This window comes from Pantoea sp. JGM49, from assembly GCF_018257655.1.
Taxonomy (GTDB): domain Bacteria; phylum Pseudomonadota; class Gammaproteobacteria; order Enterobacterales; family Enterobacteriaceae; genus Pantoea; species Pantoea communis.
Genome location: NZ_JAERJM010000022.1, coordinates 1 through 18,541, shown reverse-complemented (window position 1 = coordinate 18,541; position 18,541 = coordinate 1). Strand labels below are relative to the sequence as shown.

The following is an 18,541-nucleotide window of genomic DNA, read 5'->3' as shown; positions in this document are numbered from 1 at the left end:
CGCGTCGAGTTCTGATATGAACCGGGCCAGAAGGCCCGGCATTTATTTCTAATGCGCCATATAAAACTCAGGCCATCAATTCGTAACAAATCGCACCTATCTGGTCCACGGCATTGAGCAGCTGTGCCGTCAGTTTGTTGGCACAGTTTAACCGCAGGAAGCTCTGTAACTCCGCCCCCGGTGAAAACAGCGGTCCAGGGCTAACCCCAGCGCGCGACGATGCACTTCCAGCGCATTGACCGGATGCGGAAGTTCAACCCACAGCAAAAAACCGGCTTCCGGTGCAGGAATGACGAAGTAGCCCGAGCGCGGACCGCGCCATAATCAATCCTTCCGCTTCCAGACAACGCAGCGCTTCCAGAGTGGTGGGCAAACTTACCTGTTCGCGTTCGGCCAGTTTGCATTCGGAGATCATACGATCGTCGGGTCGCAGCGCACCGGAGGCGAGGTTGTGTCGCAGACTCTCAGCAATGCGGCGGTAATGTGGGGACGATAATGACGAGGCGGGCATGTCGATCTGTGCAGTCTGATTTTCATTGAATCTGACTATACAGACGATGATGAGTGCCATCTATAGTGTCGGGCATGAACCAGACAAGGAGGCACTATGCATTGCGATATCTTCGACCTTTCCCGCTATTTCCGCCGCATCAATTACACCGGCCCTGCAGCCGCCGATTCCGCCACGCTGCACGCCATTATGCGTCATCAACTTTTCTCCGTGCCGTTTGAGAATCTCGACGTTCAGGCAGGAAAAGTTGTCTCGCTGGTGCCTGAAGAGATCAGTGACAAGATTCTGCTTCAGGGGCGAGGGGGCTACTGTTATGAGGTCAACGGGCTGTTCGCCATGGCGCTGGAAGCGTTAGGTATTCCCTACCGTTTTGTGGCAGCAAGGCCGATGTTCTACCCGGTGCGCCGTCCCAAAACCCACATGGCAATCATTGCTGAAGTTGATGGCCGCCAGTGGCTGTGCGATCTCGGGTTTGGTCGCTACGGCATCCGAGCACCCATAGCCTTAGATCAGCTCAATAACGATATTAAACAGGATTTCGATACCTTCAAACTCACCTGTGACGCGCATGGCGAGTATCTGCTGCAGGCGAAGGTAGAAGGGGAGTGGTGTAACCAATACGGCTTTGACCTGTCACCGCAAGAGTGGATTGACTTTGCCCCGGCGAATTACCTCAACTCGACGCATCCTGATGCGATTTTTGTGCAGAAACGACTCATTATGCAGCATTGTCCGGAGGGACGGATGATCCTGCTGGGAGATATGTTGAAAACGGTGACGGCGAATGGCGTGGAAAAGCAGCAGCTGGCGGAAGAGGAAATTGATGCTGTGCTGCAAAGCCGCTTTGGGTTAGTTAGCCGTACATAGGAACGTCAAAAGAACGAGGCAGGAAATTATTGGGGATAAATATCCTTGTAAGCCAGAACCTTTGTGCGGCGTTAACTGAGCATATTTTGACGATGGTTATGGCTCCAACGAAATTTTTGATTTCCATATGATTAAACGTTTTTAGTCCTTGTTGGCTCAATACAAGCCATGAGCCTCACATAACAGGCTCATGGCTATGCACATTCTTCTCAACGTTTTTTTAGAAGATATGACTCAAGACTTCACTCTTTCCGCTGCAACGTAATCCGCGTCAGTTCAGAAGGGCGTCCCAGTCGTATTGCCATGCCTGGCCAGAGCGCAGTGCCGTTATTCACATAGAGTTGCATGCCATCCACATCATAAAGTCCTGAGACAAAGCCCGCATTGGGTTTTGCAAACAAGCGGTCAAAACCGACGATCAGTCCGCCGTGGGTGTGACCAGATAGCTGCAAATCGACTTTGTGCGTTGCGTTCTGGCGCGCATTACGCGGTTGATGATCCATCAAGATTACCGGAGCGTCAGCAGGAACACCCTCCAGCGCCAGCTCAAGGTTAGGGCCAGTGGCTTCTCTGCGGGAGGCTGAAACATCGGGCAGACCGGCGATCGCTAGCTCCGCGCCGCCGCGTTTAATGAGGGTATGGCTGTTGAGCAAAGGTTGCAGTCCTAACGTCGCAAGATGTTCGGTCCAGCGTTGCTGTTCAAAGAAATACTCATGGTTGCCAGTGATGGCATAAACGCCGTCCGGCGCATGTAACCCTCGCAGCGGCTCCACGTCATTTCTGCGATTTTCCAGGGTGCCATCTATAACATCGCCCGTTACCAGGATCAGGTCAGCATCCAGCGTCATGGCCTTTTTCACCATGGCTGCGGTCCATGCGGCGTTGAACACTTTGGTGATATGCAGGTCGGTGAGCTGAAGCAGCTGGTAGCCTTCGAACTCGCGCGGCAGGTTATCGATTTTGATCGTCACTTCTTTTACGGGCGGCACACGTATGGCCTGATTGACGCCCACCGCCGACATCACCATGGCAAAGAGTGCAGCAACATAACGTACGCCAGGCGCCATCTGCAGCGGGTGTCTTAGCAGCAGGGAAATGACTGTTACTACATCAAATAGTATTTGGGTGAACGCGAGGAGTAACACCGTGCCAAAGGCCCAGCTGAACAGGATGGTGACGGCGCGCGGCATTTCAGGTGAGAATATACCGCCCGGCGTAAATCGGCTAATTAAAAGATATTGAGAAGCCAGCAAAACCACCAAAGATAGGATGATTTTCAACACTAACGGCATGGCTAATGGAAAAACGAATCGCGCAATAACATACCAACTCGGTATGCTGAATATCAGATGAAACATCACTCTCTTCCCTGTTTTAAAGCGCTGAATCAGCGCGAAAATCAAACTTATCATCGTAAGTGATGACTATAGTAAAAGTTTATTTAGAGACAGTCGTGTTGTTGTTCTTGCGTGGGCATTATCGTTTTCATCAGAAATGGCGTTTATATTAGTGTTTTTGGTCTCGAATTAAAGGGGTTGCCTCGCGTAATTATTATTTTCGCGGTATAATACGTATAAATTATCGTTTTCACCTGGATGTTAAAGGATTCAGCCGATGCTGGTGGGATTTAAGGCGCTCTGCAAGCGCTATCACATTGAACTGGTTCAGCCACTTCGCGTGGAATCGGCTATTGGCACGGTTCGCGCCACCCATGAGAACCAGGGACGCATCGAAAAGCGCTATCCTCCGAGCTATCAACCTGAGGATAGCTTCTCAGGTCATTTTGCCTTTGGCCTCAAATATGAAGAGATCCATCTGGAATTTTTTGCCCGGCTCTTCGCTGCCATCGGCCCTGAACCGATCGAAAGCTGGTGCCTGCGCGAGCCCTTTGGCCAATACGCCCGCCGTACCGGTTTTCTCTATGAATGGCTAACAGGTAACACGCTCACCAACGTGTCCGATGTCGCTAACGGCGGGTATATTGCGGCGATCTCCGCGAAGGACTATCTGACGCGAACTTTAGCAATCAAGAATAAACGCTGGCGTATCAATGATAACTTACCCGGCTCACCAGACTTTTGTCCTGTTATTCGCCGCACGCCTGAGATTGAGAGTGCCATTTCCTTCGATGTCACGGCCGCGCTACACGAACTGGATGATACTTTCGGCGCAGATGTTCTGCTGCGAACCGCCAGTTGGTTAACCTTCAAAGAATCCCGCGCCAGCTTTTTGATTGAGAAAGAGGCGGAGCAGGCCGATCGTATTCAGCGCTTCGCCCATGTGATCGCACAATATTGCGGCCAAATTGACGATCCACTCAGTGATGAAAGCCTGCATATTCTGCAAAGAGGCATTCTCGGTCACGATGCGTTGGGACTGGGGCTGCGTCGCTCGCCGGTGTTTGTCGGACAGGCGACGATGCGCGAAGATATCGTTCACTACGTCGCACCGCAGTTTGAAGATCTGCCGCAGTTTATGCGCGGATTGCAGGAGTTTGAGATCGCCACCCGTGGCGCCGAGCCTCTGGCCAGAGCGGGCGTGATTGCTTTCGGCTTTGTCTATATTCATCCGATGCGCGACGGCAATGGCCGTATTCATCGCTTCCTGATTAATGACTCGTTAATTCGCGACGGCGCCATTCCTGAAGGCGTTATTCTGCCGGTCTCTGCCAGTATTACCAGCTCGCTGGATTTCCGTGTTGGCTATGATCGCACGCTGGAAGTGTTTTCTAAACGCCTGATGCGCCGCTACGCCACCTCATGCCATTTTGGTGAGATTGTGACGTATGGCGACGGTACACCGAGCAATTTCTATTTCACTGATTATGAAGATGCGCGTTACGCCTGGCGTTACCCTGATTTAACTTCTCACGTGCTTTATACCGCTAAAGTGATTGAGCACACCGTGCGCGTGGAAATGGCCGATGAAGCCAGAGTGCTGACGATATTCCAGAAGGCACAGGAGAGGCTGAAGGAAGTGCTGGAGATGCCGGATCAGGATGCGAATCGGATAATTCGATCATTGAAAGAGAATGGCTGGCAGGTGTCAGGGAAGTTGAGAAAGGAGTACCCGCCGCTAGAGGATACGGCAAGGGCGGATAAGATCGTTGAGGCGGTCAAGTCAGCGTTTGAAGAGAGGAGTTAAGATCAGTTGGGTTGGACGCAATTCTGAACATAAACGCCCTTACAGGAGAACGGCATGCATCATCTTGATGTGCAAGTGTTGAACGCAGCACTGGCATGGGCTGAGGAGCATCCGGTGTGGCTATGTACGGTGCTCAGTACCTTTGGTTCGTCCCCGCGCCCGCCAGGCGCAATGATGGTTATCAGAAGCGATGGCCGCTATTACGGCTCGCTGTCGGGCGGGTGCGTGGAAGAGAGCTTTATCGCCCGAATTGGCGACAATATTTTTTCCTCGCCCAGCCAGATTGTGCGTTATGGAGACGGTGGCTTTGAGCCGGACCAGGCGCTGCCCTGCGGAGGCGCGCTGGACATCCTGGTGGAAAAGTTGATGCCGGGTAACGCGTCGCTCGACTACCTGCGCCAGATGATGTCAGCGTTGACGGGGCCGCATTCCGTGGTAAAAGCGCTGACCATACCCGAACCGTGCCGTTCGCTGCTACCTGGGGGGTATCTGAGCCGGACGCATACTCAGGTACAGGGCGCGAACATCGTGCTGACGTTGTGCGCCCCTCCCAGGGTGGTCATTGCGGGCCTCTCCAGCGTCGCACTCTACTGCGCTAACTTTGCTCAGGCTTTAGGGTTTGAAACACTGGTGTGTGAGCACCGCGAGGATGTACTGCTGAATCTGGCCGATCAACTTGATGACACTGTGAAGTTAATTAAGCAGTTTCCCGCCAGCTACCTTGAACGTGAAGGGTGTCACTCAGGCACCGCGATTCTTTCCCTTACCCATGACCCTCGCATCGACGATCTCACGATGATGGAGGCTGTAAATCTGCCTGCTTTCTATATCGGCGCCATGGGATCGCAGAACAACAGTCTGAGGCGAAAAGAGCGGTTAGTCAGGATTGGCGAACTGAATCCCGAAGAAATTAACCGGATTCATGCCCCGATTGGGATGGATATTGGCAGCAAAACACCCGCGGAGATCGCGCTATCCATTATGGCCGATGTCGTTAGCCACAAAAATGGTTTGATGGGCTTACCGCAGGACAAGGATGGCGCATCCTGAATATTGCCATTCTGGTCATGGCCGCTGGGCACAGCCGTCGCTTCAGGCAATCCGGTCAGGGAAATAAACTCGCTGCGGTAATGCAGGGTAAGCCAGTGCTTCAGCATACGCTGGATAATGTGCGGGCTACTGGTCTTGACTACTATGTGGTAGCTCGGCCTGAAGACAGGCATCTGCATGCGTTGATGTCGGAGGAACGTATCGTGCGCTGTTCAAGTGAGGGGCTGGGGGAATCTATCGCGGCGGGCGTTAACGCCACAGCAGATTATGACGGATGGTTAATGACCCTCGCGGATATGCCTTTTATCCAGCCCTCCAGCTATCAAGCAGTCAGTGAAGCGCTGCGCAACGCCCGATCGGTACGCGCACAAGTCGATGGCATACAAGGTCATCCCGTCGGTTTTCAGCAATCTTTTTACTCTCAGCTTTGTGCATTACAGGGAGACAAAGGGGCGAGGGAATTGCTAAACGCTGATGCTGTCACGTTTGTTGACTTAACCGATCGCGGCTGCATCACGGATATTGATACTATTGAGGATATGACGCGGGCTAATCAGGCTGAATATTGATGTGGCTAAGAGACTGACCCGCTGCACGGACTTGCAGACCGCACAGCGGGTAAATTTATTTGGCGAGCGTTAAGCGGTCAGGGTAAAGCTGCTAAGAGTTTATCCAGCGTAACCGGATAATCTCTGACCCTGACACCCGTCGCGTTGTAAATCGCGTTCACAATGGCTGCACCGACACCGCATAATCCCAGTTCACCCACGCCTTTGGCTTTCATCGGTGAAGAGACCGGATCGGTATCATCAAGGAAGATGACTTCCTGCTCGGGAACATCCGCATGAACGGGCACCTCATAGCTTGCCATATCGTGATTCACAAACAATCCCAATCGGGTATCCACCGCCAGTTCTTCCATCAGCGCGCCACCTAATCCCATTGTCATCGCACCAATGACCTGACTTCGCGCGGTTTTGGGATTGAGTATTCGACCTGCCGCACAGACGGCCAACATGCGGCGTACCCGCACTTCCCCTGTATAAACATCCACGGCCACCTCAGCAAAATGCCCGGCAAACGTGGATTGCTGATACTGCTGGTCGAGGTCGCCAAACTCAATCGTGTCTTCTGCCGTCAGAGTGCCGTTAGCCGCTGCCGCAGAAAGCAGGACGCTGCGATGACCTGAGCGAACTTCGCCCTCTACGAACTCGGCTTCATCCGGGTTGATGCCGAGTGCTGTTGCTACCTGTTCTCGAAGCTTGACGCAGGCGGCATAAACGCCTGCCGTCGACGTGTTCGCACCCCACTGACCACCGGACCCCGCGGAGACCGGGAAAGCGGAATCTCCCAGTTTCACTGCTACTTGTTCAAGGGGCACGCCCATCATTTCTGCCGCCGTCTGGGCGATGATGGTGTAGCTACCAGTGCCAATATCTGTCATGTCGGTTTCGACGGTGACGATGCCATGCGCATCCAGGTGCACCCGTGCGCCAGAGGGGGCGAGGAGATTGTTGCGGAATCCAGCGGCTACGCCTAAGCCCACCAGCCAGCGCCCGTCTCTTACCTGGGCAGGTAACGGATGGCGCTTTTGCCAGCCGAATTTATCTGCACCGGTGCGCAGACACTCAATCAGCTGGCGGCGTGAGAAGGGACGTTTGGCATCAGCGGGATCAACCTGAGTATCATTCAGGATGCGGAATTCCACCGGATCGATGCCCGCTTTTTCTGCCATCTCATCAATGGCAATTTCCAGCGCCATTAATCCCGGCGCTTCACCCGGTGCCCGCATCGCATTGCCTTCCGGCAGATCAAGCGTTGCCAGACGCAGGCCGGTCAGACGGTTAGCACCAGCATAGAGGAGTTCCGTCTGTTGCACGGCGGTCTCTGGCGTGCCGTTCGGCAAGTTACCCGACCAGCTAATATGCGAGATGCCCGTGATATGCCCGGATTTGTCGGTACCGATGCGAATATGCTGGTGCGTCGCGGGACGATGGGTGGTGTTATTAGGGATCATTGGCCGTGGGAGCATCACTTTTACCGGACGTTTCACAACGCGAGCACCCAACGCTGCCAGCAGGGCATCACTGCGCAGAAACAACTTCCCGCCAAAACCACCGCCAATATAAGGCGACAGCACCCGCACTTTTTCCAGCGGCAGGTTCAGCGTCTTCGCAAGATCGGATCGACACCAGTTTATCATCTGGTTCGACGTCCACACCGTGACCTTGTCCTTGTCCCACATGGCCATAGAAGCATGCGGTTCCATGGCCATGTGACTCTGATCCGGCGTGCTATAGGTTTCATCCAGCACAAACGCCGCTTCGCTCAGGGCACGATCCACATCACCAACGGTTTTATCCGGCGTATCTTCCGGTGGCGTCGTCACGCTGGGTATTTCATGATCAAGGCTGTAAGCGCCTTCTTCTTGCTGATAGCTGACCTGCACCAACTGGGCCGCCGCTCGCGCCTGTTCAAACGTTTCCGCGACAACCAATGCAACGGCCTGATGGTAATGTTCAATACGGTATTCAGCCAGCAACGTTGCCGTGTTCATCTCTCCCTTGCTGAGTTTGCCCGCATTTTTGGCGGTAACAACGCCTAACACGCCCGGTGCGCTTTCTGCGGCTTCGGTATTCAGTGAGGTAATTTTACCTTTGGCAATGGGGCTGCCCACCACATACCCATACGTGACGTCAGGCGCCTCATCATGCCATTCATAGGCGTAAGGCGCGCTGCCGGTTGTTTTTAATGGCCCATCGATGCGGTCAAGCGGACGGCCAACGTATCTGAGCTGGTCGATGGGATTCAACCCGGCGGGTTTCTCAAATTTCATGCTTTTGCCCTCGCTTCTGCCAGCACTGAAGCCAGAGTGCGCTTCGCCAGTACCAGCTTGAATTGGTTATCCGCCGTAGGTTGTGCATCCTCAAACAACTTATCGAAAACAGGCTGAGTACCATTGGGCAATTCGCTGTCTGCCAACGCCCGTCGCCAGGGTTGATGCGCCACACCTCCGACGGCGATCCTTCCTGTGTGATCACGCTGTACGATGGCCGCTACGGAAACCAGTGCAAATGCATAAGAGGCGCGATCGCGAACCTTACGGTAGATATGTGTGCCTTCCACGGGCGGCGGCAGGACCACCGCGGTGATAAATTCGCCCGCTTTAAGCACCGTCTCAAGATGAGGCGTCTGACCCGGCGCGCGGTAGAAATCATTGATAGGAATCGCGCGCTCGCTGCCATCCGGGCTAACCGTTTCGATGGTGGCATCCAGCAAACGCATTGCCACGGCCATGTCGCTGGGATGGGTCGCGATACAATCGTTACTGACACCTATCACGGCATGCTGACGGCTGTAACCGCCGATCGCCGCACAGCCGCTGCCGGGCTGACGTTTATTGCAGGCCTGATGGGTGTCATAGAAGTAAGGGCAGCGCGTGCGCTGGAGCAGATTTCCTGCGGTCGTGGCCTGGTTACGTAACTGACCGGACGCCCCCGCGAGCAATGCGCGTGAGAGAACCGCGTAGTCCCTGCGCACGCGCATGTCTGCGGCAAGATCGGTGTTACGCACCAGCGCACCGATACGCAGTCCACCTTGCTGGGTCGGCTCAACCTTATCCAGCGCTAATCCGTTTACATCAATAAGATGAGCGGGCGTTTCTATCTCCAGCTTCATTAAATCCAGCAGGTTGGTGCCGCCAGCAATAAACTTTGCGCCGGGGTTTTGCTGTACGCGCCTGGCGGCTTCCAGAGGAGAGGTGACTTTTTCATAGCTGAAAGCTTTCATGAAATGTGACCCTCCGCGTAGTCTTCAATCGCGGCAAGGATATTAGCGTAGGCCCCGCAGCGGCAGATATTACCGCTCATGCGCTCGCGAATTTCATCTGCATGCCGCGTTGGCTGTTCCAGCAGATCTGAGGAAACGTGGCTGGGGATGCCATCTGCAATCTCATTCAATACGGCCACGGAAGAGCATATTTGTCCCGGCGTGCAGTAACCGCACTGATAGCCATCATGTTTGATGAATGCAGCCTGAAGCGGGTGCAGATTGTCAGGCGTACCCAGGCCTTCAATAGTGGTGACCTCAGCGTGCTGCTGCATCACCGCCAACGTGAGGCATGCATTAATGCGTCGCCCATCCACGATAACGGTACAGGCACCGCACTGGCCATGATCGCAGCCCTTTTTGGTCCCGGTGAGATGGAGATGTTCGCGCAGGGCATCCAGCAGCGTAGTGCGGGTATCCAGATGCAGGGACCGCTCTTGACCGTTCACTTTCAAGGTTACGGGCATCATGGCGGGTGGGGGTGTGGAGGCAAATGCGCAATGATTCGACTTAGTGAAAGATGAGTCGCTGTTGACAGTTGCAGCGCTTGCCGGTTTGTTATCCTGCGGGTGGTTCATATCGTGAGGGGTGCTCATACCTGGCCTCCAGTGACAAAAAATAGGGTGCCTAAGGCACCTCTGTTTATAGGGTTTTTTGGAAACACTAAGCATAGTTGTCATTTCGGCATTGCGCGTCAGCAGGCGGTTAATCCATAAAAGAAGTGAAGCGAAGATGCGTACTATAAGGGGTCACAAGGCGACTGAATTGAATGTTGAGTCGTTACACGGAATTTCAGGGCCATCAGCAAAAAGCTGTAACCCCCTGTGACTGTAAGAAAATGCCGCTCGTTTTTGCGCGAGAACAATGTCACCTGTCTGCAGCATCACGTGCCGACGAGATGGCCAAACAGAGTACCAGTCAGACCGGATGCGATCATCGCCAGGCTGCTCCAAAAGCTGACGCGACAAACGCTGCGTAAAACAGGTGCGCCCCCTGTACGAGCGGCCAGCGCGCCCAGCAAGGTCAACGATAACAGTGCAGATAGGGCGATGAATCCAATCCCATTTTTCCCAGGGACAGTCATTGCCGCCATCAGGGGTATCACCGCGCCAGCGGCAAAACTGCCTGCTGAAAATAACGCTGCCTGTAATGGCCTGGCGGTGCTTATTTCAGTTATACCCAGCTCATCACGAGCATGCGCATCAAGGGCATCGTGCTGCATAAGCGCCTGTGCAACCTTATGGGCCAGTTCGGGACTCAGTCCTCTGTTGATATAGAGGGCGGCCAGTTCGTGTGTTTCTGCCACAAAGTTTTCATCCAGCTCGGCCTGCTCCTCCGCGAGAGCGGCTATTTCGGTATCGGCCTGTGAGGATACAGAGACATATTCACCGGTTGCCATAGACATTGCACCGGCAATGACACCTGCCAATCCGGCCAGCATCACGCTTTGATGGCTGGTACTGGCCGCCGCAACGCCGGTAAGCAGACTGGCCGTTGAGACGATCCCGTCATTAGCGCCCAGAACCGCAGCACGAAGCCAACCAGAACGGGCAATTTTATGCGATTCTCCATGAAGCATGCTAATTGTCTCCTGTGGTCTTCAAGGTACTCACCTTAAAAGTGAATCAACGTATCTTATTCAGATCTCGCTGGATATCGGCTCGCCGCCCTGTATCGGCTATTTCTCTGCCTGCTCTGGGAGGAGCCTGCATGGCTTTTTCAAGATATTGGCGAGCTCTGCTGGCGTCTCCCTGTTTCAGCAGGTAATCGCCATAAAAATAGTTTGCATCAATGCCGTCCGGATTCATGTTCAATGCCTGTTTCAGGAGGGTTTCGGCTTTCTTATTGTCACCAAAACCAATCGGCCAGCCCGGCACCTGATAGTAAAGGGCGCCCAGACTGGTGAATGCAGAGCCTTGCAACGCTCGAGGATCAAGAGCAAGCGCTTTCTCCAGACTGGTTTTGGCTTGTTTGACCAGCGTCAGTGCACCCAGGCCTCCTTTTGCTCCAGCCCAGCTGCTGTCAATGATCCCGGACCATATCAGCAGCTCTGGGTCGCGATCGGCCTGTTTTACAGCAGCGTGAGCTTGCGTACTCAGCGTACTGAAACAGGATGTTTTTTGCTGTTCCATCGTCCGGTACTGGCACCGGCCCCACTCTGACTGCAAATCAGACAGCTTATCCTTGGCAGTAGCCAATGCGGGCAACGCCATCAGCATCACGATGAATAACCTGAGGGATTGCTTCATCTATTGATCTCCACTGTGTGTTTCAGAATGAAGAAAGCGTGAAATGACGGGCATTTTTTTGCGCAGCGCGTTGTCTACCCTCCCAGGCAACAGGGCGTTTATCATGATGAAAAAGCGTTCAGCGCGGCCAATATAGTGACGCGTTTTTTCCCGCTCCAGCACCGAAACAATCTGTTGTGCCACGGTTTCAGGTTCATCCTGGCTGTTGCCCAGCGCTTTATTCATCGCATTAACGGCAGGGGAATTCAGGCGAGTGTGTGTTGCCCTGGGCGCCACATAAAACACCGATAGACTGGTGTTAGAAAGTTCACGGTTCAGCGCTTCTGAAAACCGTCGTAATGCCGATTTTGTCGCACAATAGACGCTGTATCCCGGATGCCCCAAATCCCCCAGAATGGAACCGACATTAAGTATGATGCCACGTGCGCTGAACTGGTGAACACAGGCCCGGGAGAGCAGTAGCGGGATCTCAATATTTGCCCTGAGCTGAGTGCGGATGTCATCAAAAGTTTGCTGCTCGAGCAGGGCAAAACGGCTGTTTCCTGCATTATTGATCAATACATCCAGTCGCTGAGCCGCGTGAAAATTGTCCGCCAGTGCAAGGATCTCCTCATCGGTATATTGAGAAACCGGAAACAGAGTATGGCGCTCAGGGTGAAGCATGCTGCGGCGCAATGTTTCGAGTTCGGCCTGATGCCGGCCAACCAGCCACACCCGGGCACCCTTCTGGGCAAGAAGCCTGGCAAGCGGCTGACCAATGCCGCCGCTTGCCCCCGTCAGAAGAATATTTTTATCACGCAGTTGCATAAGTGGCCTCTGTCAGGCTGTCCAGCATCTCACCATAAAGGGCATAGACCTCACGGGCGGTATGAATAATATCCTGCTGATCTTGCGGGTCAGTGACTTTGTCCATCAGCGAAGCAAAGAATTTAAGATGTTCAAGATCCAGTGCACCGTGCGATCGCAGATAGGTTGTGCAGGTTTCTTCAAGTGAAAGCGACTGCTGCAAAGATTCAGCGATAGGCGTGGCAATCATCACGCTGGTGCCTTCAAGTACGTGTACCATGCCAAAAATGCACATGGGATTGACCCGTTCAATACGGTAATAGAGCCATGCGAGCATCAGATCTACAGGACGGTCAGGCTCACCCGTACGAACAGCTTCTGCATCCCCTCCGCTGGCGCGTATATCATTCAGGATCCACTCATGGTGACCGTACTCCTCTTCGATATATTCAACCAGTGCGGCTCTTACCCACTCTTTCTCTGTCGGTAAACGGCTTCCCGCGCACATCAGCAGTGGAACGGTATGCCTGACGTGATGGTAAGCCTGCGCCAGAAACGCCGTGTACATATCCCGCGTGACTTCCCCGCGTGAGCATTGTGCAATGACCGGGCGAGACAGCATTCGCTCACGGGCCGCCAGCGTCTCATTCTGGAGTTTTTGGTAGAATGACATTTATCTGATCTCCTCAATATTGAGTATCTGTGTTTTCATCAGGGCCCATACGCGTTCACGACGGGGGCGACCATTCGCGGTCAACACCTCGGGTGAGGAGATGAGCGGGGTAAAAATGAGATGATGGGGGCGGGCATAATCCGGAAGCCTGTCCGACAGTGCTCTGAGTTGCTCACGTGCAGATGCTTCCATCCCTTCAAATGTGTGCACCAGTGCCACGTTTTTTTTCAAACCTTCGCCGAAGATCACCAGACGACGCACGGCTGTGCAGTTCATGGCCTCAGCTTCAACCCATTCCGGTGAAAAATTGCGACCAAAAGCATTTATCTGAACATTTTTCCGTCTGCCACGAATGTGTATAAAGCCGGATGTGTCTTGCTCTGCTAAATCTCCGGTCGCAATGCTGCCGGTAAAAGGAGCTTCTCCAAGATAACCCAGGGCGTTGCCGGGGCTTTTTACGTGTAGCTCGGCGTCATGAAAAGTCAGCGATACTCCCTCTAAAGGCTTTCCTGCGCTCCCTGCCATTTCATGATGTTGATGATTTAGTGCCACGACAGAGCCACACTCTGACAAGCCGTATCCTTCAAATATCGGCAGCCCGGCAGATCGCGCGGTACTAATCAACTGCTGAGACACGCGGGCACCTCCTACCGCAACGTAGCGCAGCGGGGCGGTTACTTCCGGTGATCGACGATGGATGATCATTAATGCCCTGAGAAGTTCTGGCACCAGCACCAGCGTTTGCGGATGCCAGCGGCGCAGGGCTTCAGCGAAAATTTCTGGGCTGAACTGATTCGAACCGCTAAATCCGAGTGCCTTAAGGTCAGGCACACAGGCGGTTACTCCCAGCAGCAAAGGAACATAGCTGCCGCAAATGTTTTCCAGTAGCGTACTGAGCGGAAGTGTTACCAGATGGCGCTGTAATGACAGGGGCTTCATCAGGCCTGCCAGCGCGCCGGCAGTCCACTCTAGCCCTGTAGCCGACATGCAAACGCCTTTAGGGGTGCCGGTGGTACCCGATGTATAGGTAATTTTCACGGTGCCAGAATGCAGTAAGGGTAGCCCCTCCTTTCTGCAAATATGCAGCATTCCCTGAGCCGTAGACATGAGGGCCAAGGCTGAAATGTGTGTCGGGGCCAGAATGGCGTCTGCGCCGGAGCTGTTCATTAACCATTCACGTTGCTGATCGGAGAAGAAAGGCGGTACCGGAATGCAAACCACACCGGCTTTCAGGCAAGCAAGATCCGCGATAATCCAGGCCGGAGTGTTGCCCAGCGCCAGCGCCAGTCGATGAACTTTCGCCTGTCTGAGTGTTTCAGCAAAAGCCGACACATCCTGATGAAAGTCAGCCCAGCTCCAGCTACGCTCGTTGCTGATCAGCGCAGTGGCAAATGGCTGTTGTCGGGCATGGAATTCGAGCGCATTAATGAGCATGCTGTACCTCCGGTATCCGGTGCCACGGGGAATCAGGTAAAACTTCTATCCACCCGTTGAGAATGTCGTTGTTTGCAAGCGCAAGCTGACCGCCAGCCAGCTCCCCGGCCATAATCTTGGGCGCATTTAGGTAATAACTGCCCCATTGCGCTTTTTCGCTTCCCAGCCGTTCGCCTTCAGCATCGGCGAGTACGACCGGATGCAAGTTCATTCGGCAGAAGGTGTTACGGATTTTTCGTGTGCCGGTAAACACAATGTGGCTGTACCCGTAATGGTTGAGTAACCTGCAGATGGCGGCATAAAACACACGCACTGCCAGACCATCCGTCGCGGCAAAATTACCGATTTCAACGATACTGCTGCGGAAAATTTGACCCTTAAAAATGTCACTCAGCATCCCTTCCGCAGGCCTGTCCAGATAACGCTCCAGATACATCATGCCTGCGGAGGCGGGTGCCATGCCGCACGCGGCGATCAGACATCCGCGCCCGTCTTCCAGGGTAAGAATATCGGGCAGCAGTGAGCTGAGTTCAGCACCATAACGGCGGAAATAGTGCTCACGAATAAAGTTGCCGGCGGTGGAGGATTCATTGCCACCTAAACGCCATATCAACTTACAGGGAAAATGGATGAGCATTTCAGGTCCCCTTTTTGATCAGTGACAATTCAACATGTTTGCCCAAATATTATTTATTTCTTGCCAGGTAAATATGGAGAATGCCCATGGCACCATGCGCATAAAAATAAAGTTCAACAAAGGTTGTCAAAAACTTGTGCCAGTGCATAAAAATGCGCGCCATCTCTGCCGTCACGCCGGTCATCCGCTGGGTTAAAAACCAGAGACCGCCTGAAAATGCAACCAGAAGCAGTGAAACCACGCCGAGACCTTGTATCGTGGCCGCGATCCCGCCTTGCGTAGCTTCGGGCAATCTGCGTTTTTTTAACAGTAATAAATCCTGTTTAATCCCTTTTAAATCAATAGTAAGCCACGCGAAGTACCAGCGAACTCCTCGTTGGGTGAGCATCCAGCACAAGAGCACAATACCGAGAAAAATCAGGGTAAATCCTGAAATAATATGAAACCACGTGATAAAAGCCTCGATGTTATTTTCACCCATCGCTTCACGTTCGGTTAAATTTGAATTAATAATCTGCGAAAGTATTAGCAACGCAATGGCAATGTGTAATCCGCGAAAAAAAGGGGCGTCATTGTGAGGAAGATGGCTCAATAATTTACTTTTCATTGTTTCACCAGGATTCAGGGGTAATGTGGCCATCTTCACCTGGAAATATTAAATCAACCTTAACAAAGGAAAGGCTATACACTATTTTTTAAATGAGAATGTGTTTCAATAAAGATAAGTGTTTTTTATTCACACATTGACGTTCATCTCTGATAGTTTAGATTTATCTAAACTATCAGAGATAGCGTGATGATGGCGAACAATCTGGACTTGCCGATGCAGGCAGCAAAAGCAGCACGTCTGCTCAAGACGTTAGCGCATACACAGCGTTTGATGATCTTATGCACGCTGATCAAAGCTCCCTTAACGGATGCGGGCGCGCTGAGTCGTATGACCGGCCTGAGTCCTTCAGCAACATCACAGCATCTACGAATCATGAAAACACAAGGTTTGATTGTTTCGTCCAAAACCTCACGTTTCAGGCACTACCGTCTGGCTGATCCTTCTGTGATTGCCGTGATGGAAGTGCTTCACCGACTGTATTGCCAGGAGAATGAGAATGAACATCCCGCTACTCACCCCGATTGAAGTCAAAGAAAGGCTTAAGAACGGCGCGCGCCTGATAGATATACGTGGGCGTGATGAATGGGAGTATGAACACATACCGGAGGCATTGTCTGTTCCGATCGGTGAGATCGAGCCGGAAAAACCGCTCTCGTTGCGACAGAAGAGCGAAGATTGCATCATATTTCACTGCCAAACGGGTATGCGCACTGATGCAAACCAAGCCCAATGTGCCACATTAGGCGCGCCGGCAAAGATTTACCTGCTAAAGGGTGGGATGAATGCGTGGAAGTCGGCAGGCTATGCAACAGTAAAAGCGAAAGGAGGCGTGCTCCCCTTAATGCGGCAGGTGCAGATTGCCGCCGGTACATTAGTGTTAACCGGCGTCCTCGCCGGCGCGACGGTGTCTGAGTGGTGCTATCTTGTGTCCGGTATTGTCGGATGTGGACTCATTTTCGCTGGCATCACCGGCTGGTGTGGGATGGCGAAGGTATTAAGTCGACTGCCCTGGAATCGGACATAACGTTTTTCAAAGGGATTGCGTCTGTTTAATTCAAAATTGGCAGCAAGCCATATCGATGGACAAACAAAAGATTGTTCACAATGTTTAAGTTAAACCCGTCAGGTGTTATCGCCGTTTGTCAGCAGCATCTGATCGTAGGGTATTTAAACACGATCAGATGGGCGGAATAATGACGATGAATTCCTCCAGGCGTCACTGTAATTGGATTAAAACTTAATATTAATTAATGATTTTCACCATAGAATGTGTATACAAGGTTGAATAAGCGAAAGATTTTCTGCGAGGACTTTAATGTCAAACATACTATGCTACATTTACTCAGCACTGATTTAATCTTTATGTTTGAGGCTTCTGATAATGGATGATAAGCACGGTGTATTAATCGTGAATTTGGGAACGCCTGCTGCGCCCACGCCGGTTGCGGTGAAAAAATTTCTTTCAAAATTCTTACATGATTACCGGGTCGTTGATTTACCCAGGATTCTATGGTGTCCGATACTTCACGGCATCATTATCCCACTACGTTCCAGACGCGTGGCAAAGTTATACGCTTCAATCTGGATGGAAGAGGGATCTCCGCTCATGGTTTACAGCAAACGACAAGCCACTGCTCTTGCGCAGGTGACAGGATTGCCCGTTGCTCTTGGCATGAGTTACGGTGAACCGTCAATCAGCAGCGCTATTGATGAATTAATTGAGAAAGGTGTGACTAAAATGACAGTCATTCCATTGTATCCGCAATTTTCATCGTCAACGGTTTCATCAGTCTGGGATAGCGTCAGTCGTCATTTACAGACGACCAAAATTCGATATACGCCTGCGGTCAATTTTATAAATGATTATGCAGCCCATCCGGCCTATATTGAAGCGCTCAGGTTGTCAGTTGAAAATTCTTTCAACCTGCACGGGGTTCCGGATGCCTTGCTCATTTCATACCATGGTATCCCTGTCAGATTTTCAGCCGAAGGAGACAGGTATAAAGAGCGATGCGAACTCACCACAAAACGGCTGACTGAAGCGCTGGGTCATGAATCTCTGCAGGTATTAATGACTTTTCAATCCCGATTCGGCAGAGAACCCTGGTTAGAACCCTATACTGATGAAACGATTAAGGGACTTCCGGCTAAAGGCATAAAGAAGATACATGTGATCAGTCCGGGGTTTGCGTCAGATTGTCTTGAAACCCTTGAAGAACTCGATGAGCAGAACCGGGAATTATTTATGCACGCAGGTGGGACGGCATTTACCTACATACCCGCTCTTAATGACAACCCCGACCATATTGAACTGCTCCGACAGCTTGCTATGGGAGAAAGTTAACAGATAAATATTATCTCCGGATATACGAAAGAAAGTCCAATAAGGGATGCTTATTTTGACTAAGCATTAAGTGTTTTTTATCAGGCTTATTATTTTGATAAGTCTGATTTTTTTGACCAACTTATCATTTCTCAATACGTCTGTATTAATTTCCAATCCTGCCATTAAAGATGAGTGGCATGAGTTTTCTAACTGCATTCCTTAAAGGTTCATTAAGCAGGTGTGATAAGCGAGCGCATCATAACGATGAATTTTATTAATGCTCGCGTAAATAAATAGTTGAGTGCACGAGTCTTCTTTAACGTTCAAGTCATTAAATTGATGGAAAGGGCAGCAATGTGAAAAAATGATTGGCTAGCATAGAATTTTGGTATGTCAAATCCACCGATTGATAAAAAAGTATATTTA

Annotated in this window: 19 protein-coding genes; 7 read left to right on the top strand and 12 right to left on the bottom strand. The window is 52.0% G+C overall.

Annotated features, from left to right (window positions below):
* Positions 1-253 precede the first annotated feature (253 nt).
* Positions 254-511, bottom strand: coding sequence for a GntR family transcriptional regulator (locus tag JK231_RS24010; protein ID WP_249221825.1), 258 nt, complete (start codon positions 509-511; stop codon positions 254-256).
* Positions 512-607: 96 nt separating this feature from the next.
* Between JK231_RS24010 and JK231_RS24005 the strand changes: the two genes are divergently transcribed.
* Complete coding sequence (locus JK231_RS24005; RefSeq protein WP_211729792.1) at positions 608-1,378, top strand: arylamine N-acetyltransferase; 771 nt, start codon at positions 608-610, stop codon at positions 1,376-1,378.
* 242 nt (positions 1,379-1,620) lie between these two features.
* On the opposite strand, the gene JK231_RS24000 is transcribed toward JK231_RS24005, so the two are convergent.
* The gene (locus tag JK231_RS24000; protein ID WP_211729803.1) at positions 1,621-2,736 is read right to left on the bottom strand and encodes a metallophosphoesterase; all 1,116 of its coding nucleotides are present in this window, start codon (positions 2,734-2,736) and stop codon (positions 1,621-1,623) included.
* A 256-nt stretch (positions 2,737-2,992) separates the two neighbouring features.
* On the opposite strand from JK231_RS24000, the gene JK231_RS23995 reads away from it, so the two are divergent.
* The 3 genes from JK231_RS23995 to JK231_RS23985 are packed head-to-tail and all read left to right on the top strand — an operon-like array spanning position 2,993 to position 6,141.
* Entirely contained in the window at positions 2,993-4,522 is a 1,530-nt protein-coding gene (locus tag JK231_RS23995) for a Fic family protein (RefSeq protein ID WP_211729791.1), read from the top strand.
* 54 nt (positions 4,523-4,576) lie between these two features.
* The gene (locus JK231_RS23990; RefSeq protein ID WP_097119726.1) at positions 4,577-5,572 is read left to right on the top strand and encodes an XdhC family protein; all 996 of its coding nucleotides are present in this window, start codon (positions 4,577-4,579) and stop codon (positions 5,570-5,572) included.
* A 17-nt stretch (positions 5,573-5,589) separates the two neighbouring features.
* The gene (locus tag JK231_RS23985) at positions 5,590-6,141 is read left to right on the top strand and encodes a nucleotidyltransferase family protein (protein ID WP_249221824.1); all 552 of its coding nucleotides are present in this window, start codon (positions 5,590-5,592) and stop codon (positions 6,139-6,141) included.
* Positions 6,142-6,218: 77 nt separating this feature from the next.
* Here the strand turns inward: JK231_RS23985 and paoC are convergent, their stop codons facing one another.
* From paoC to JK231_RS23935, 10 genes are all read right to left on the bottom strand, one after another.
* Positions 6,219-8,408 (bottom strand): aldehyde oxidoreductase molybdenum-binding subunit PaoC, encoded by a 2,190-nt coding sequence (gene paoC / locus JK231_RS23980; protein WP_211729790.1) that lies wholly within the window; start codon positions 8,406-8,408, stop codon positions 6,219-6,221.
* Positions 8,405-9,361 carry a xanthine dehydrogenase family protein subunit M gene (locus tag JK231_RS23975; RefSeq protein ID WP_097119729.1) on the bottom strand — a complete coding sequence of 319 codons (957 nt, stop codon included), beginning with the start codon at positions 9,359-9,361 and terminating at the stop codon, positions 8,405-8,407. Before JK231_RS23975 ends, paoC begins: the two co-directional genes overlap by 4 nt.
* Positions 9,358-9,996: an aldehyde dehydrogenase iron-sulfur subunit PaoA gene (gene paoA / locus JK231_RS23970; RefSeq protein ID WP_211729789.1), complete on the bottom strand. Its 639-nt coding sequence runs from the start codon at positions 9,994-9,996 to the stop codon at positions 9,358-9,360. Before paoA ends, JK231_RS23975 begins: the two co-directional genes overlap by 4 nt.
* Positions 9,997-10,283: 287 nt before the next feature.
* Positions 10,284-10,979, bottom strand: coding sequence for a VIT family protein (locus tag JK231_RS23965; RefSeq protein WP_097119731.1), 696 nt, complete (start codon positions 10,977-10,979; stop codon positions 10,284-10,286).
* A gap of 46 nt (positions 10,980-11,025) precedes the next feature.
* Entirely contained in the window at positions 11,026-11,649 is a 624-nt protein-coding gene (locus tag JK231_RS23960; protein WP_211729788.1) for a tetratricopeptide repeat protein, read from the bottom strand.
* The gene (locus tag JK231_RS23955) at positions 11,650-12,456 is read right to left on the bottom strand and encodes an SDR family oxidoreductase (protein WP_211729787.1); all 807 of its coding nucleotides are present in this window, start codon (positions 12,454-12,456) and stop codon (positions 11,650-11,652) included. It abuts the gene before it with no gap.
* The gene (locus JK231_RS23950) at positions 12,443-13,108 is read right to left on the bottom strand and encodes an iron-containing redox enzyme family protein (RefSeq protein ID WP_211729786.1); all 666 of its coding nucleotides are present in this window, start codon (positions 13,106-13,108) and stop codon (positions 12,443-12,445) included. The genes JK231_RS23955 and JK231_RS23950 overlap by 14 nt, the downstream gene beginning before the upstream one ends.
* Positions 13,109-14,542, bottom strand: coding sequence for an AMP-binding protein (locus JK231_RS23945; RefSeq protein ID WP_211729785.1), 1,434 nt, complete (start codon positions 14,540-14,542; stop codon positions 13,109-13,111).
* Positions 14,532-15,179, bottom strand: a complete 648-nt coding sequence (locus JK231_RS23940; protein ID WP_097119735.1) for a thermostable hemolysin — start codon at positions 15,177-15,179, stop codon at positions 14,532-14,534. The genes JK231_RS23945 and JK231_RS23940 overlap by 11 nt, the downstream gene beginning before the upstream one ends.
* Positions 15,180-15,228: 49 nt before the next feature.
* A complete protein-coding gene (locus tag JK231_RS23935) occupies positions 15,229-15,786 on the bottom strand; it encodes a cytochrome b/b6 domain-containing protein (RefSeq protein ID WP_211729784.1) in 558 nt (185 codons plus the stop codon).
* Positions 15,787-15,975: 189 nt separating this feature from the next.
* On the opposite strand from JK231_RS23935, the gene JK231_RS23930 reads away from it, so the two are divergent.
* The 3 genes from JK231_RS23930 (at position 15,976) to hemH (ending at position 18,133) form a co-directional block, all read left to right on the top strand.
* Complete coding sequence (locus tag JK231_RS23930; protein WP_249221823.1) at positions 15,976-16,314, top strand: metalloregulator ArsR/SmtB family transcription factor; 339 nt, start codon at positions 15,976-15,978, stop codon at positions 16,312-16,314.
* On the top strand, positions 16,286-16,813 hold the full coding sequence (locus JK231_RS23925) for a rhodanese family protein (protein WP_211729783.1): 528 nt from the start codon (positions 16,286-16,288) through the stop codon (positions 16,811-16,813). The genes JK231_RS23930 and JK231_RS23925 overlap by 29 nt, the downstream gene beginning before the upstream one ends.
* Before the next feature lie 357 nt (positions 16,814-17,170).
* On the top strand, positions 17,171-18,133 hold the full coding sequence (gene hemH, locus JK231_RS23920; protein ID WP_211729782.1) for a ferrochelatase: 963 nt from the start codon (positions 17,171-17,173) through the stop codon (positions 18,131-18,133).
* Positions 18,134-18,541: the final 408 nt, after the last annotated feature.